At 50.0% G+C, this 15,962-nt stretch carries 15 protein-coding genes; 7 read left to right on the top strand and 8 right to left on the bottom strand.

Annotated features, from left to right (window positions below; all coding sequences use genetic code 11):
• Window positions 1–277 precede the first annotated feature (277 nt).
• Entirely contained in the window at window positions 278–2,758 is a 2,481-nt protein-coding gene (locus ACFSUS_RS04645) for a ribonucleoside-diphosphate reductase subunit alpha (RefSeq protein WP_381519748.1), read from the top strand.
• Window positions 2,759–3,044: 286 nt separating this feature from the next.
• Here ACFSUS_RS04645 and ACFSUS_RS04640 read toward each other — a convergent pair whose 3' ends face one another.
• From ACFSUS_RS04640 to ACFSUS_RS04625, 4 genes are all read right to left on the bottom strand, one after another.
• Entirely contained in the window at window positions 3,045–3,797 is a 753-nt protein-coding gene (locus ACFSUS_RS04640; RefSeq protein WP_381519745.1) for a phytanoyl-CoA dioxygenase family protein, read from the bottom strand.
• Between the two features lie 194 nt (window positions 3,798–3,991).
• Window positions 3,992–5,047, bottom strand: a complete 1,056-nt coding sequence (locus ACFSUS_RS04635; protein ID WP_381519742.1) for a methyltransferase — start codon at window positions 5,045–5,047, stop codon at window positions 3,992–3,994.
• 42 nt (window positions 5,048–5,089) lie between these two features.
• Window positions 5,090–6,397: a D-arabinono-1,4-lactone oxidase gene (locus tag ACFSUS_RS04630; protein ID WP_381519739.1), complete on the bottom strand. Its 1,308-nt coding sequence runs from the start codon at window positions 6,395–6,397 to the stop codon at window positions 5,090–5,092.
• Window positions 6,398–6,810: 413 nt separating this feature from the next.
• Window positions 6,811–7,782, bottom strand: coding sequence for an alpha/beta hydrolase family protein (locus ACFSUS_RS04625; protein WP_381519736.1), 972 nt, complete (start codon window positions 7,780–7,782; stop codon window positions 6,811–6,813).
• A gap of 129 nt (window positions 7,783–7,911) precedes the next feature.
• Between ACFSUS_RS04625 and ACFSUS_RS04620 the strand changes: the two genes are divergently transcribed.
• The gene (locus ACFSUS_RS04620; RefSeq protein ID WP_381519733.1) at window positions 7,912–8,562 is read left to right on the top strand and encodes a TetR/AcrR family transcriptional regulator; all 651 of its coding nucleotides are present in this window, start codon (window positions 7,912–7,914) and stop codon (window positions 8,560–8,562) included.
• A 165-nt stretch (window positions 8,563–8,727) separates the two neighbouring features.
• Here ACFSUS_RS04620 and ACFSUS_RS04615 read toward each other — a convergent pair whose 3' ends face one another.
• The 3 genes from ACFSUS_RS04615 to ACFSUS_RS04605 form a co-directional block, all read right to left on the bottom strand.
• Window positions 8,728–9,624, bottom strand: a complete 897-nt coding sequence (locus tag ACFSUS_RS04615; RefSeq protein ID WP_381519730.1) for an NmrA family NAD(P)-binding protein — start codon at window positions 9,622–9,624, stop codon at window positions 8,728–8,730.
• Window positions 9,625–9,656: 32 nt separating this feature from the next.
• A complete protein-coding gene (locus ACFSUS_RS04610; protein WP_381519727.1) occupies window positions 9,657–10,592 on the bottom strand; it encodes an alpha/beta fold hydrolase in 936 nt (311 codons plus the stop codon).
• A 74-nt stretch (window positions 10,593–10,666) separates the two neighbouring features.
• Window positions 10,667–11,230 carry a Crp/Fnr family transcriptional regulator gene (locus tag ACFSUS_RS04605; protein ID WP_381519724.1) on the bottom strand — a complete coding sequence of 188 codons (564 nt, stop codon included), beginning with the start codon at window positions 11,228–11,230 and terminating at the stop codon, window positions 10,667–10,669.
• 332 nt (window positions 11,231–11,562) lie between these two features.
• Between ACFSUS_RS04605 and ACFSUS_RS04600 the strand changes: the two genes are divergently transcribed.
• The 5 genes from ACFSUS_RS04600 (at window position 11,563) to ACFSUS_RS04580 (ending at window position 15,337) form a co-directional block, all read left to right on the top strand.
• Window positions 11,563–12,984, top strand: coding sequence for a carboxylesterase family protein (locus ACFSUS_RS04600; RefSeq protein ID WP_381519721.1), 1,422 nt, complete (start codon window positions 11,563–11,565; stop codon window positions 12,982–12,984).
• Between the two features lie 305 nt (window positions 12,985–13,289).
• Window positions 13,290–14,399 (top strand): Fic family protein, encoded by a 1,110-nt coding sequence (locus ACFSUS_RS04595; RefSeq protein WP_381519718.1) that lies wholly within the window; start codon window positions 13,290–13,292, stop codon window positions 14,397–14,399.
• 271 nt (window positions 14,400–14,670) lie between these two features.
• Complete coding sequence (locus ACFSUS_RS04590) at window positions 14,671–14,961, top strand: recombinase family protein (RefSeq protein WP_381519715.1); 291 nt, start codon at window positions 14,671–14,673, stop codon at window positions 14,959–14,961.
• Window positions 14,900–15,049: a recombinase family protein gene (locus ACFSUS_RS04585; protein ID WP_381519713.1), complete on the top strand. Its 150-nt coding sequence runs from the start codon at window positions 14,900–14,902 to the stop codon at window positions 15,047–15,049. The genes ACFSUS_RS04590 and ACFSUS_RS04585 overlap by 62 nt, the downstream gene beginning before the upstream one ends.
• A gap of 180 nt (window positions 15,050–15,229) precedes the next feature.
• A complete protein-coding gene (locus tag ACFSUS_RS04580; RefSeq protein WP_381519710.1) occupies window positions 15,230–15,337 on the top strand; it encodes a hypothetical protein in 108 nt (35 codons plus the stop codon).
• Window positions 15,338–15,591: 254 nt separating this feature from the next.
• Here ACFSUS_RS04580 and ACFSUS_RS04575 read toward each other — a convergent pair whose 3' ends face one another.
• Window positions 15,592–15,930: a hypothetical protein gene (locus ACFSUS_RS04575; protein WP_381519707.1), complete on the bottom strand. Its 339-nt coding sequence runs from the start codon at window positions 15,928–15,930 to the stop codon at window positions 15,592–15,594.
• Window positions 15,931–15,962 lie beyond the last annotated feature (32 nt).

Below are 15,962 nucleotides of genomic sequence, written 5' to 3'. Positions count from 1 at the left end.
TGCAATAGGATATTGATAAGTCGCTAAGGCTTACGGCTTAACAATTTCTTAACCTGTTCGCAGCTTTCTATTTTTCTAAGACGGATCGAAACAGTCGAACCTTCCGGGTTGCTTTTCCGTCTATTTCAACAGAACTTTAAAACGAAGTCGGGTAGTACTCGGTCAGAACATCGGGCTTTTTCCTGTTCAGACAGTGTCCGATTTAGGCTAGAAACCGAGTCAATTGTTTACCGCATATACCATTTTTCCCATATATTAACGCTAGCCCCAAACGCTCATGTATGTAATCAAACGCGATGGACGCCGGGAGTCGGTTAAGTTCGACAAAATTACCGCCAGGATTGAAAAGCTGTGCTATGGCCTTGACCCCGCTTATGTTCAGCCTGTTGAGGTCGCTATGAAGGTTGTCAATGGCCTTTACGACGGCGTCAAAACGACGGAATTAGACAACTTAGCCGCCGAGACTGCCGCTTCGATGACAACTAAGCACCCGGACTATGCCATTCTGGCCGCCCGGATTGCCATCTCGAACCTGCACAAGGAGACAAATAAGTCGTTCTCCGGTACTATCAAGAAGCTGTACTTGTACGAAGATCCGAAAACGGGCGAGAACGCATCGTTGATTTCTCGGGAGGTGTATGAAGTTGTTCGTAACAACGCGGCCCTGCTCGATTCGACAATCATTTACGACCGGGACTACGGCTATGATTACTTCGGCTACAAAACCCTCGAGAAATCGTATCTGCTAAAGATTGACGGCCGGATTGCTGAGCGGCCACAGCATATGCTCATGCGTGTTGCTGTCGGGATTCATATGGACGATATTGAATCGGCTATTGAAACGTATAACCTACTCAGTGAAAAGTGGTTTACCCACGCTACGCCGACGTTGTTCAACGCTGGAACGCCGAAGCCACAGATGTCGAGCTGCTTCTTGCTGACGATGAAGGACGACTCGATTGATGGTATTTATGATACATTGAAACAAACTGCTAAGATTTCGCAGTCGGCGGGTGGTATCGGCTTGAGCATCCACAACGTTCGGGCGACGGGTACCTACATCAAAGGTACCAACGGCACGTCGAACGGGATTGTACCGATGCTGCGTGTGTTCAACGACACCGCTCGTTACGTCGATCAGGGGGGCGGTAAGCGCAAAGGTTCATTTGCCGTTTACCTCGAACCCTGGCATGCTGATATCTTTGAATTCCTGGATCTGAAAAAGAACTCGGGTAAAGAAGAGGTTCGCGCCCGCGACTTGTTCTATGCCCTTTGGACACCCGATCTGTTCATGAAGCGGGTTGAAGACAACGACGTTTGGTCGCTGTTCTGTCCGCATGAGTGCCCTGGTCTGGCCGATTGCCATGGCGAAGAATTTGAGGCTTTGTATGAACGCTATGAGCGCGAAGGCCGCGCCCGTCGGACAGTGAAAGCGCAGGAACTTTGGTTCAAGATTCTGGAATCGCAGACTGAAACCGGTACGCCTTACATGCTGTATAAGGATGCCGCTAATAAGAAGTCGAACCAGAAGAACCTCGGCACCATCAAGTCGTCAAACCTCTGCACCGAGATCATCGAGTACACGGCTCCTGATGAAGTAGCGGTCTGTAATTTGGCTTCCATCGCTTTGCCAAAATTTATTACCCGCGGCACGGACGGTATTCTGCGGTTCGATCACCAGAAACTGTATGAGGTAACCAAAACGGCTACGCGTAACCTCAACAAAATCATTGATATCAACTATTACCCAGTTGAAGAGGCTCGTCGGAGCAATATGCGTCACCGACCGATTGGTTTAGGTGTGCAGGGGCTGGCCGATGCGTTCATTATGCTACGCATGCCGTTTGAATCGGACGAAGCGCGTCGGTTGAACGAGGATATTTTCGAGACGATCTACTTCGGTGCCATGACTTCATCAATGGAGCAGGCTAAGGAGTACGGTCCATACGAAACCTGGAAAGGCTCACCAATTTCGCAGGGTATCTTCCAGTTCGACATGTGGGGTGTGAAGCCTAAATCAGGTCGCTGGGACTGGGAAAGCCTGCGTAAGGACGTAGTAGAACATGGCGTTCGGAACTCGCTGCTACTAGCGCCAATGCCAACCGCTTCGACTTCGCAGATTCTGGGTAACAACGAGTGTTTCGAGCCATATACGAGCAATATCTACACCCGTCGCGTATTATCGGGCGAGTTTGTCGTGGTGAACAAGCACCTGCTGAAAGATCTCGTGAAGCTGGGGCTGTGGAACGACGCGATGAAGAACAACCTGATTTTGGCCAACGGATCAATTCAGGCAATTCCAAACATTCCGCAGAATATTAAAGACCTGTATAAGACGGTTTGGGAAATTAAGCAGAAGCACATTATTGATATGGCCGCTGATCGGGGTGCGTATATCTGTCAGTCGCAGTCGTTGAATATTCACATTCAGGATTCGAATTTCGGTAAGCTGACGTCGATGCACTTCTACGCCTGGAAAGCAGGTCTGAAAACGGGCATGTACTACCTCCGCACGAAGGCCGCTACCGATGCTGTTAAGTTCACGGTGGTTCAGCCACAAGCCGAACCGCAGTTGGAACCCGCTATGGCCGAAACCGCTCCCGTCGAAAAACCACTCGATTACGCACAATACGCAAAAGAGCACGCTACCTACGCTACTCCAGCACCTGTGCCGATGGTAACCGACCTCGAACAGCAATACGCTGCCATGACCTGCTCACTGGATGATCCAGAAGGTTGTGAGGCTTGCGGTTCGTAAGAGAGTTATAGCTTTTAGATTTAAAGTTCTCGCTCCCGGCTATGCTTGACATGGCCGGGAGTATTTTGTTTTACTACCCGCTGTAATGAATTTTATATGTGCGGTTAGAAGTATAAAGTCAGCTCATTAACAAGTCACGTTTAGCCTAGTTTAAGACTAGGCTGCTGCGTTATGCGGTCTCTGACCGGTGAATACATTCTTATGCCGGTCAGAGGCCGCATAACGCCCGACCGTAGTTTGAAACTACGGTCAGTGTGAAGTAATATACGATTCGTATATGGCGTTGCTACGAAGTTGTCAATTGCGACTGAACTGAATTGGCTGAACGGCTTAAAAACTCTCGCCATTGTAATCCGTTAGGCAAGCTACGGTCAGTCAGTTCTAAATGAATTACGCGCCGATGAGCTTGACTAACACTTTTACCAGATGCGTGAACTAACAGCGGCTGCATAATTAAAACACCACCTTTTGGCACTGTGCAGATTGTCGCCTGACTTTTGTCTAGGGCGCGAATAGTTGCTTCAGGGAGTATCCCCAGCTTATGAGAAGCCGGTATGACTTTTAGTGCACCATTAGACGCATCACAATCATCCAGATGAATACGAATGGTGTAAATGCTTTCTAAGTAATCGGCTGAGGGCTGAACTGACCATGGCCCATGACGGTGGTTCCAATTGATCCATTGAGAAACCGACTCCTGACGATCGACGGAAATGTGCAAATCCTGGTGCCAGGGCACAACCCAGTTTGATCCAGCTGGCTTATCGAAATAAACGGCTCTAATGCAATTGGTTCCTTCCCCCGTAACAGCGTCAAGCAAATGATTTATGGGCGATGTCCACAGTAGTCTGGCTAGGGATGGGACTTCCTGCAATAAATTACGAATGGCAAACAGATGTGCTGTAGCCCGAGCGTTAGAACTGTCAATTGAAGCTTGGTCGATGGTATTGATAAGGCACTGTACAGTGGCATTATCAAAAACGCCCGGCAAAATTGTGAAACCGTTTTCTGCCAATTCGGCTCGTGCTCGACGGAACATTGATTCGATTATTTTTTATTCTGGTAGATTAACCTCGTTGTTGGCTGTTTTTTTGGTACTGTTCAGCGCGGTCTTCGATTACGCTGCGGTGTCATCCGGTCTTTGACTGGTGACGATGCGATTGTATTTCTATACCGGTCAGAGACCGGATAACGCGCGACCGTAGTTTCAAACTACGGTCAACAGTACTTTTATCAACTATTTTTTCGCGCCCGGATGAGACCGTAATCCATTTGGGTGGGAATGGCCTCTTGGGTAGATTCCAGACCCGCTTGCCGGAACCAACTGCGGTATTCGGCGCGGCTGTAGCACCGGCCTTTAGTACCCCAGAAAAGTTGGGCCGAGTAGTCGGTAACGGCTAGGGGGCCATCCAGGGCATCGTTCAGGAAGGCGTCATGCACCCACAATTCACCACCCGGACGTAAGGCCGCTGCAAAGCGATTGGCCAATAATTGGCAGGTGGGGGCTGGCCAGTCGTGGAAAAGGCTGGCGGCTAACAAAAGATCCGTCTGCGGAAGGGCATCGGTCAGCATATCACCCGGCAAAAATGTCACTCGGTCTTTGAGGGTTTCGGTGCCTGGTCGACCACTCCGCACAAGCTCATCGAGCAAATCGACGGCTACGGCCAATACTGCCGGTCGATCCAGGATGGTGGCCGTCGACGACGGGTTGTTCAATAACCACTCGTAGGTATAATAACCTGTACCGCCTGCTACGTCCAGCAGATGGCCTTCGCGTTTTGTTAAACTGGCGGCTACAATAGGCGATAATTTTCGGGCGCGGCCAGCCAGGCCCAGGGTCAGGCTACGAGCCAGTTGAGGATCATCCATGGGAGAGGGGCCTTCGCCTTCTTTTACAAACGAAATGCCCTGATCTGTCACAAGAGGCCCGTCGTTTTGCAGCCGAACGACCATTTCAAGTACGCCGGGATCGTCTTTCTCCAAACCTACGTAGCCAGACAAGTTAGGCTGCTGGCTTTGGGTCAGGTATTGACCTAACTCGGTTAAAGCTAGTTGGCCAGCTTCATCATAGCGGAGAAACTCCATAGCGCAAAGTGCCGGAAACAGGACCATAGCTGGCCGTTCGCTTAGTTGAAGCCGGTTACTCAGTTCTGCTATGGAGAGTGGCCCGTTGCTCAGCTCCTCAAATACAGGCAGATGATTAACGGCCGCAATTAATAAACGGGAGCCGAACATAGCCCGCAAATGGCGCGTAATGGGAGCCAGATCGGGTTGAACAGAATAAGACATCAGGATAGATGATTACGTATCAAATTAGCAACCAAGCTGCCGTTAACTATAGAGGTTCGTTTGCAAAAATTCATTGCGGAACTTACCCTGCGGATCGTACTGTTGGACCAATTCTTTGAAGTCGGGTAGTTTCTCGTAACGTGATTGTACTATCGAGGGAGACATTGTAAACAGCTTGCCCCAGTGCGGTCGTGCCTGAAATGGTTCGAGGGCCTGCTCGATCACGGGTAACACCTTTTTGACCGAAGGCCAATCCGGCTTCCACGTAAAATGAATAGCAAGGCTGGGTTGTTTGTAACAAGGGCTCATCCACAGCGTGTCGGCGTCAATGGTCCGGAGTTCCGAAATGAGCAGGTGTGGGCTTATCAGGTTGCGGAGCCGCTCAACCGTCAAGATGGCTTCGACTGCGTGATGACGGGGTACGAAATACTCGGTTTGCAACTCTTTGCCACTACTGGGGGTAAAACCCATCCGAAAATGAGGCAGCCGGTCATACCACGGACCGGGCACACCCATCTGCTCCGTACAGTTTTCGGCGGAGATGTTAGCAATTGGGTGAAGGTTCTGCGTGGCTAATGTTGCACCGAAAAATTCAGATTCAGCGCCCGGTGCCACCCCGTTCTCGACCCGGCGTTTTATCCAGGCCTCGCTGATACGCTGGTGCTGCCAGTCGGTAAACAAGCTCACGCTGTAGCCAATGGCCATAATTGTTTCGAAATGATCTTCTAGCTGGTTTAACGGCAGACCTTCGTAAACATATTGTTGCACCTGGAAGGAGGGCTGAATGTCGAGCGTAATGCGGGTTACAACACCAAGGGCGCCAAGGTTCACGACAACTGCCTGGAAGATTTCGCCATCTTTTTTGCGAGATAAGGTAAGTATGTCGCCCGAAGCCGTAACCAATTCCAGGGCCGAGACCGCCGTAGCGAGGTTGCCATTCCTGATACCCGAGCCGTGGGTAGCAGTGGCACAGGCACCCGCAATAGAAATGTGGGGCAGCGAAGCCAGATTGTGCAGCGCAAATCCCTGGCTATCCAGATACGGACTGAGCTGACCATAACTCATGCTGGCGTCAACGGTTACTGTGCGAGCCTCAGCATCCAGCACCAAGCCCTGATTCATCTGCCGAATCGAAAGAAACTGGGTGTTGCTATCAGCAATACCATTAAAGCAGTGGCGTGTACCGAGCACTTTCAGCCTGGGCTGGTTTCGCACGAACTCCTGAACTTGTTCCATAGATTCGGCGGAATACACATAATCTGTGCTGTAAGTGTAGTTGCCAGACCAGTTCTTCAGTCTATCGTCCGAAGACAAATCCGTTGGGGAGGAGGATGCTATGGGAGCCGTCATTAACGCAGCGTGAGTTTTGTAAACCTTCTTTTGTCTTAAGAAACAGTCTCTCCTAAACTAATCATATACGACGACAATACGTTCGGTACCTATCAAAAACCTGGCATTTAAAACAGACAGCCCGGTTGCACGAGGCAACCGGCGGGCTGTGTGGACGTCTTAAGTAGAGGTATGGCCAGCAATCGACTAAAGTATGCCAGGCGCTCGGCTCGGTGATGCGAGCCCGGATGCAGGTGTACCTACAAACGCAGGACTCCCGTCAGAGGGCTAGCGGGGTGTTGCCCGCCGAGCCGGGTCAGGCCGCCGAGGTGCCGGACTAACGGTGCAGGTTACGGCTGAGTTGGTTTGACGGTTACTTAATCATGTGCCCTTGTCCCTGGCCAAAACTACTCTCCGCCGAACTAATTACCCAATTAAGCCATAAATCGATTTAACCAATCGAGCATCTGTTGCGGCTCACGCTGAAAGTAAGTATAGCCGTCCCATCGCCGGGTCGTACCGTCAATCCAGACTAACTTTTTATCCGCAATCGGAATATTGTCGTACATAGCCTGGATGTCAGAGGGCCGGGTGTAGAGATCATCGCGCACCTGGTATAAAAACGTTGGGATCATGACATACTTCGCCCAGGGGACCGGTGAGAACTGATTAATCGTGAAGCTCGTTTGCCGCCGGATGCGCTCGTTCAGGTCGTCCATGTAGGTGGCCGGGATACCCAGTCGCTCTAATGCACGCTCCAGCGCGACGCCACTGGACAGGGGCTGGGGCGAGACCAGACAGCGTACACCCTCAAAGACGTCTGGCCGACGGGTCATCGCGAATAGGGTGGCATTACCGCCCATACATCGGCTGAAAAGGCCAATCGTCATATGGCGGGTGTCGGGCCGGTTGCGAACGTAATTTAAGGAGCCAACGACATCGCGGGACTCATAACGGCCGACCGAAAAGATACCCCCATTCGCTGCGCTGCTGTGACCAAAATTACGCATATCGTAGGCCAGCACATTGTAGCCGGCGTCGTGCAGGATTTTATAGTCAGGCACGAAATTAACCTCGAAGTCGTTACCGGCCGAGCTTCCGAGTGATTTCCAGGGTTCGAGATGAGACGGCAAGCCAGCCCGGTTGAACCAGCGGGGATGGTTAGCGATAATGAGTTTATCGGACCCCCGCTTGGGGATAAACCAACCCTCAAGGAGTGTACCGTCTTCAGATGGAAAAAAGACATCCTCATACGCTAACCCTTGCTCATCGGGCCAGTGCATGATTGGCGCGTTTGGCCAGGAACGAAAGCCTTCGGCTATCTTCTGCAACGCTGTTTCGATTTGCGTTTGCGTCATACGTTCGTTCTCGGCAAGCTGGATCGTTTCTGTGGATGATGCGGTCATGATGTGTTGACATTACGTGTTGACTGAAGTTGAAAACCAGCAGACTTTAAGCAGAAAGTTGACTTTGCTTTAATGGCTGACTTTCTTTGCACAAAATTATGAAGCATCCTTCAGTTTTCAGATTCGCATATGCCTCTTAAGCCGCTTACGGCCCTAAAAGCGAGAAAATCACCCCGTCAGGCCCGTTCTGAAGCAACCGTTGATGCCATTTTCGAGGCCACTATTCAGGTTTTAATCAGCCAGGGAGTCCAGCGTATGACCACTACCCGAGTGGCGGAGCGGGCTGGCGTGTCAGTTGGAACGATGTACCAGTATTTTCCCCATAAAGAAGCACTGCTGTACGCCGTCATTGAACGCTACCTGGGTGAAGTGGCCAACGCCGTTGAAGCGTGTTGTCAGGAGAATGTAGGCCAATCCATCGCATTGGCCTCGGACGCGTTGGTTTCCGCTTATATCTCAGCAAAGAGTAAACACGCTGAAGCATCGCGGGCGCTTTACCTGGCATCAGCCGAACTGGCCGTGGCCGATCTGGTTAATTCGGTCTTCGATCGGTTCCAGGACAGCACGACCCGACTGCTGTCCAGCGTACCGGACGCTCGCTTCCAGGATATAGATGGAGTGGCCTTTACGTTACTGGCATCCCTTACGGGAGCGACCCGGGTTGTATTTGAGAACAGTCCCACTCCTGAAACGATTGAGAAGTTTCGTCAACGAATGATGGCTATGTGCCGGGCGTTTCTCCAGGATGCTTCGGACAAACCGTCAACAGAAGCTCAATAAGCTTGTGCTGCCACGATGTTGAGACCGCTTTGCTGGGTTTTACGCCGTTCGCGGCATCAAAGAACTGACCCCACAAAACGCGGGAACGCCCGTATGGGCGTTCCCGCGTGACTAGTAAGCGTCATGGAGCGTGCCTCCCAGACATACTTGTGTAAAGTCATTCGTTTATTGAATGAATGACTTGATAAAATCTACGCTTGTCGTCCAGGTAAGGTGGTTATAGCGGCTGTTGGCTAACTGGGTATGGTGGGTGGTGAACATTGAATACATGTACTGTCCCTGTTGCCATTTCGCATATAACTCGTTCTCTCCGGCCGGGTACTGGGCCCTTTGTTTTTGGATGAACCGGGCAAAATCGTCGAGACCCGACAATTGTTGAAGCCTGAACTTCTGACCCGTTGCCTGTTTCACGTCTTGCCAGAGTCCGGTAGGGCTGACCTGAAAACTGGCAATCTGCAGGTTTCGGGGAGCCTCGTCATCCAGCGCTACTTCGGCCGTGAAGGCGGCCGTGTCGTCCATCGTAGTGAAATCCAGTTTCCAGTCGGCCTTGTCGCCCCAGTAACCGATGCTCTTTTCTTTCAGGTTCAGCAGCGGGGTGTTGTAGGTCAGGATGTCGGCAAAAGCACCGTTGAAAACCGAAGTAGCCTGTATGGGTGTACGGTCGAGATCGTTTCTGAAGGCTCTTCGCAAATCAAAATTCCGGTTTTCGCCCGGCACCAGATCCGTATAATCGGTGCAAAAGTCGGAGGGAATAAATCGCGGCACGCCAGCCTGGAGGGCACCCGCTACAATTCGATTCTGCAGATCAACAATCACATCGCCTAAACCGGCCAGGGCCGACACAACGCAACTAGCACTCGTACTCGCTTTGGCGAGGGCATCAACGCTGTCCAGATCGACTTCCTGAACGGTAGCCCCCAGGTGTTCCAGGGCTTTCACTTTGTCAGGATCGGTGGCCATTCTGACAACGGCCCGTACGGCCGCCCCTCTTTTTATCAGTTTTCTCACAATCCGGTTCCCCAAATTACCGGTAGCCCCGAACACGATTATTGTTTTTCTCATTTATGTACTTTTTTTAATGGTTCAGGTATAAATCAGACCAGGAAGCTCAACACGGCATCAAGTACCTGAGCAGGTTGCTCTTCGAACAGGTAATGACCACTATCCAAAATCCCAACCAGTTGCAGGTCTTTGGCCACGTAAGGCAACCCCATCTTCATGTAGTTGTAACTGATGTAGCTTCCAATCCCCAGCACCGGCATTGCCAGGGGTGGGTAGGCTTTAGCGTCGTCTATATCCTGCAGAAACGTTTGATACCAGGCATTAGCCGCCCGGATGCTATCGGGATCATTGTAAGACGAAGCATACACCGCTCGCTCAAAGACCGACATCTTGCTATCGTCAATCATGACATAGCTAAAAAGCCAGTCCAGCAGGTGTTGAAAACGGCCAGTCAGAATCTTTTCCGGTAATCCTCTTACCTGGTTGAATCCCATCCACCAGGCGTAGGGCCTATTGGCATCCATTTTCTCCGTAAACGTACCGGCAGGGGGGATCAGGCTCATCTGCAGTATGCCCTCGCTGGGATGGGCGCCATCCAGGACAATCAGCTTTTTGGTGCATTGCGGATAATTAAACGCAAAACTCATGGCTACCATCCCACCAATGTCGTGCCCCATGATATGCACGTTGGTCAAGTCTAATTGCTTCAACAGGGCTGCTATATCGGCGGCCATTGTTTTCTTATCGTAGCCGTCTTGAGGTTTTTCCGAGCTACCCATCCCTCGGATGTCCACGATGAGCACCCGGTATCGTTTGGCGAGTTCTGCCGCAACGGGGTGATACGAATACCAGGTTTGGGGCCAGCCGGGCAAACAAACCAAAGGCATGCCTGTACCGCCTTCTACGTAATGCAACTGCACGCCATTCACGGTTGCATACCGATTGATAAAGCCTGGAAAATGCCTGATTAACTCCTCATCATCATACTGATTCTGAGGCACCGTTGGGTTCTCGTTGGGTTGAGTCATCGCTTCTTTTGTTGATGACCCAAAAGTACCCTGGCTACGGAGGGGCAAAACTACCAAATGGTAGAGAATGACTTTTACCGAATTTTTTTCCTGATCCGGCTCAGGGCATTGGGGGTGATCCCCAGTACGGCAGCTACCTGCTTGACCGGCACTTTTTGGATCAGTTCAGAATTGCTCATGAAGGCCAGATACCGTTCCTGCGCCGATAGCGTCTGGAAATTCAGGATCTGATCGATCATCCTAACGGTCATCGCTTCCCATATTTTCCGGCCAAACGCTTCCCAGGCCGCCACCTGGCCATATAAGAAGTCCATGTCCTTTTTATCAATCACGATCAGCTTCGTTTCCTCGATGGCTTCAATGTTAAACCGCGATGGCTTTTGGGAGTGGAGACTTGAAATCTCCGTAAAAAACTCATTAGTAAACGTCACCCAGGTCGTGGTTTCCTGATCATGGGCATCATAAAAGAACCGGACACCCCCGGATACAATGAAAAAATACTGACTGGCAATTTGTCCTTTTCTTAACAGCAGTTTGCCTTTGGGAATTTGCCGTTCCTGGCATCGGGAAAGCACAAGCTGTAAATCCAGCTCATCGATCCAGATGATACCTCTGATGAATTTTATAAATTCGTCCATAATGGTTCGTCAAGTTCTTCTTTTGTTAGGCTCGTTTGTAAAACGCTATAAGGCGCAAAATTGCTTTAAAATCATTCATGTACTTGTCGCCTGAAAGTACGCTTCGTGAAACGGATAATTTACAAGTATCAAGACTGATCTCCCGTACTTTGGCTGACACGTATTCAGCTTATACAACAGGACGTATGGTATTCACTGGAGTTGACAGTTATTAAAAATGCTCCTGCATGAGATGAAAGAGTGTTTATGCTTCTGCCCCATTATCCGGGCGATTTGTAAAACGGTATTTAGTCTGAGGTTTGTACTTTGGCAAACATAGCCATACGCTTATAATGACGAAATCTCTCAGCCAGAATGCCCTTTTCTTCCTGGGTCTTGCCCTAGCCATGGGCCTCTTCCAAAGCCTGCTCTATTTGATCGTGGGCGCGGACTTAGTGACACAATCCTCATTCGCCAATTACTTTTTGGCGGCTAATCTGACCTCTTTACTGGGTACAGCACTTCTACTTCGATTTTACTATATCCAGCAATTCCGGGCAGCTTTTGTTACGGGTTTGTTCGCTTTTTTTACCGCCTTGCTGCGGGTGGCACTGCTCTATTGTATTCTGTTACCGCTGACTAGGGCTCTTCAAGGCTATTACCCCTTTGTTTTAGTACTCGATCTCGGTGCCAGCCTCTTAGCAGCGAGCAGCCTGGTGCTTTCTCCCGCCGGAAAAAACGGCTGGCTAAAAGCCGCTGGGGTGTCCAGCTTCCTGGTGGCAAGTAGTGCCTTGGTCCTACTAATCGTCTCGATGCAGGTCTATAGCGGTCGCCCTACGCCAACTCTGGAGAAGTGGCAGCTGGGGCTTTCATTTATGGCCAGTTTACAGCCCATATTTTTCGTCGGCTATTTATGGCAACATCCAACTGCCCCGTCGCAACCCTCAGATTCGAACCTGTCTTCCTGGCAAACAATCTTGATAGACGCGGCTCGACTTATCGGCATAGTCGCTTTCCTGTTTCTGGGCGTAAGCCTGTTCGGTGAAGGAATCAGGGCCAGCTATCCCCAGCCGGAAGCCATCAAACAGTCCCGGATTTTCGAAGCTCGTACGTTTACCAATCGGCGTGGTGACACGCTCTCGTATCGCCTGCTCAGACCAGAAGGCTATGATTCTACCCAACGGTATCCGCTGTTGGTCAGCCTGCACGGCGGAGCGGGTTACGGCACCGACAATATCCGCCAATTAGCCAGTTGGGAAATTCAGCGACTGACCGAGCCGAGAAATCGGAAAAAATACCCTGCCTTTATCCTGGCTCCTCAGTGTTCCCGTGGCACCAGTTGGGGTGGATTACCGCACTTGGTGCCACGGGATACGATCGTTTTTGACTTGCTGAACGCTCTGGAAAGGGAATTTAGCATTGACCCCAATCGGCTTTACGTGGCCGGTCATTCGCTGGGAGGTTATGGCACTTGGTCTTTCATCGGGACTCGCCCGGGGGTGTTTGCTGCTGCCCTGCCCTTAAGTGGAGCCGGTGACCCTAGCTTGGCCAAAAACATGGTAGGCATAGCCATCTGGGCCTTTCACGGCGAAACAGATCGGAATGTGCCGGTTGAGGGATGCCGAACTGTCATCAAGGCAATTCAACAAGCGGGTGGACATCCACGTTACACCGAGTTTGCGGGAGTGGGGCACTATCTTAACCCAAGCTTAGACGCTACGCCTGGCCTATTGGACTGGTTGTTTGCTCAAAGACGAGAGGTCCAACAGGAGTAGAGTGTTATGAAAAATAGGGTTCTCGCTTCTCCTACTTCTGATGGACCTGATGCTGATGGGTGCAGAGTAACGTCGCTTAAAAACGCTCTTTTATTGATGTCTTGTTCTTTTTAACGTGGAGAATCCTTGCTAAAATTAATAAGTCCTACCTAAACTGGAGGTCACTCGGAATTGCAGTCATGATACTTGATAAGTCTTAGTATGCTGTTGCATAAGTATGGAGTAATAACATATGAGTCATAAACCTGCACTCTATAACTCATTTTATGACTAATATTGAGCTATAGAATGTACCTCTATAACTCATGAAATGGATTTGGCAACTACCCAACTGGCCGCAGTTTACGTTTGATCCAGCAAGGTTCGCCCACTTTGAGCGGGAGTTCCATCGAAATGCGGGGGTCATTATTGGATCATTAGCTGCCGTTTCTGCTGATGAGATCAATGAATTACGGGTTACTCTACTCAGTAATGAAGCGCTTGACACCTCAAAAATTGAAGGTGAGATCCTGGACCGTAATTCCGTTCAGTCATCAATCCGCAAACAATTAGGCTTACAAACGGATGGAAGACGGGCGGGGCCAAAAGAAACAGGTGTCGCTCAGATGATGGTCGACCTAGTCAGAAGCTACCAGGAACCACTTACCCAAGAACGTCTTTTTTTGTGGCATAAAATGATTATGAACGGCCGAATTGATTTAGAAACGATTGGTGGCTACAGGACCCATGCCGATCCAATGCAAATCGTATCCGGTCGGTTAGACATGCCCAAAGTATTCTATGAAGCTCCTCCATCCGACCGGGTGGAAGAGGAGATGAATCAATGCATTGATTGGTTCAATCGAGCTGCTGAAGGGCAAATACCAACGGTTGTTCATGCGGGTATAGCCCATTTATATTTCGAATTGATCCATCCCTTTGAGGATGGAAACGGGCGCATTGGGCGTACCATTGCCGAAAAGGCAATGGCCATTGGGGCCCGGCAATCATTGATTACCTCCTTATCCAGTACCATCGAGCAGGATAAAAAGGCTTACTATCAAGCTTTAGAGCGGGCCAACACCTCTTTGAACATCACGGAATGGCTCATCTATTTTTCTGAAAAGATTCTAGAAGCCCAAGTCTACGTTCAGAAAATGATTGCCTTTATTGTCTATAAAGCTCGCTATTTTGAGCTGTATAGTGGGCAGTTGAATGATCGACAGATCAAAGTAGCATTACGTTTGTTCCAGGAAGGACTAGTTGGCTTTAAAGGAGGCTTAAGTGCTGAAAACTATATGCGGATCGCTAAAACCTCAAGAGCTACGACTACCCGGGACTTAGCTGAGATGGTTGAACTAGGCGCTTTGAAGAAGCAGGGAAAGCTCCGACACACGCGCTATTATCTTCCTTTGCAGGAAGTAGCTGAAAAATGAACCGTAGCTTGAGCTGATTGGTAGACCAGTAGGATTTAGATTAAGCATAGCCATATGAAGGCCACCCTTTCGGTGATAGCCGTATAAGGGTAGCGAACCACAAGCCAGCACGCACATATCAGCCAGCCGTCCTAAAATGGAACCGTCTCACATAAATGCACCACACTATGAACTGAGGGATTTTGGATAGGTCCGCTTTTCAAATATGGTGACGGTAGACCCTTATTTGAGCAGATGCAACCAATTGACTACTAATCGCATCTGCTCAAAAATGACCTACACCAGTTCGGCTATTTTTATGTTATTGGGCTATGCACGCGTATCAACCGCACCGGCGGACCAGCAAGATCAAAATCTAGCCCTGCAACTGGATGACCTCAAAAAAGCCGGTTGTCAGAAGATAGTTCAGGAAAAGGTGTCTTCGGCTAAGGTACGCCCGCAACTTCAAAAGATGCTGGAGGTACTTCGAGAAGGAGACACAATCATCGTCTGGAAACTGGATGGCACCGGCCACCCGGCGGTTAGGCAGGTCGCTAAAAGAGCTTTTCACCTTGATCAATGACTGTCAAACCAAAGGCATTGGTTTCCGTAGTCTAAATGATGCCGCGCCACGGTGTCCATCGATACCACCACCGCTCAAGGTAGCTTAGTCTTCAACCTATTTACCTCGCTGGCCGAGTTCGATTGCACAGCCGCGGCTGACCGTCGGCGACCCGGCGAGACCTGATTCGAGAGCGTACCAAACCGCGGCTCGTGCCAGGGGACGTGTAGGGGGCCGTCCTAAAGGTCTTACTCCAGAAGCTCAAGTAAAAGCACGGGCGGTTAAGACCATGTATGCCCTGAAGACACATACGATTTTAGAGATTGGTCAGTTGTTTCATCTAAGCCGAGCGACGGTTTACCGATACTTAGCCTGGCAGGAGCAAACTAAGGGTTGACTGATGCATGACACTGCTTCATAAATGGGGCCTTTATTGAAACGGTTCGTATACGAGTGTTTAGCCTGAAGTTTCATACTTTAGCTATCATAAACCAGATTATACAACAGAAGGGAGCCACTTATAATCATGAGCTTTTTAGCCTTTGCCCTGTTTTATGGTATTATACTCTGGCTAGTTTTTGGCCAAAAGATGCTGCTCAATCAGCTAAGCGCCCGAAAAGATGAAAGCCCTTTCTGGAGAGGGCTCTTTAATTACAGATACGCCTTTCTGTCGCTTGTAATCAATATAGAGTAGTAGCTTACATATTGGCTGAATACAAAAATCATTTTACCAAGCTCACCGAATAGCCTTCGGTTGCGTAGCAACAACTCCACCCGGTTCGCCTGGTATAGATTACTACCCTCAATGGGTGCGTTGATCGCCCCGGGAATGGGAGGGTTGCACAGGGTCAGTAAGGCTTGCCTACCGCTGGGTAATCCGTCTGTGTTTTTACCGGCATCAACGGGTTTCTCGCAGGAACTGGCAAGAACTAGTAAGCACAGGCCCGCCCAAGCGCTTAATGTGTGAAGAGATGTAGTATTTATAGTCATGACAACAACGAGTTGCAACTTTATTAATCCAA

This window comes from Spirosoma soli (genome assembly GCF_042684525.1).
In the GTDB taxonomy this organism is placed as follows: Bacteria; Bacteroidota; Bacteroidia; order Cytophagales; family Spirosomataceae; genus Spirosoma; species Spirosoma soli.
This window is presented reverse-complemented; position numbering and strand designations above follow the sequence as displayed.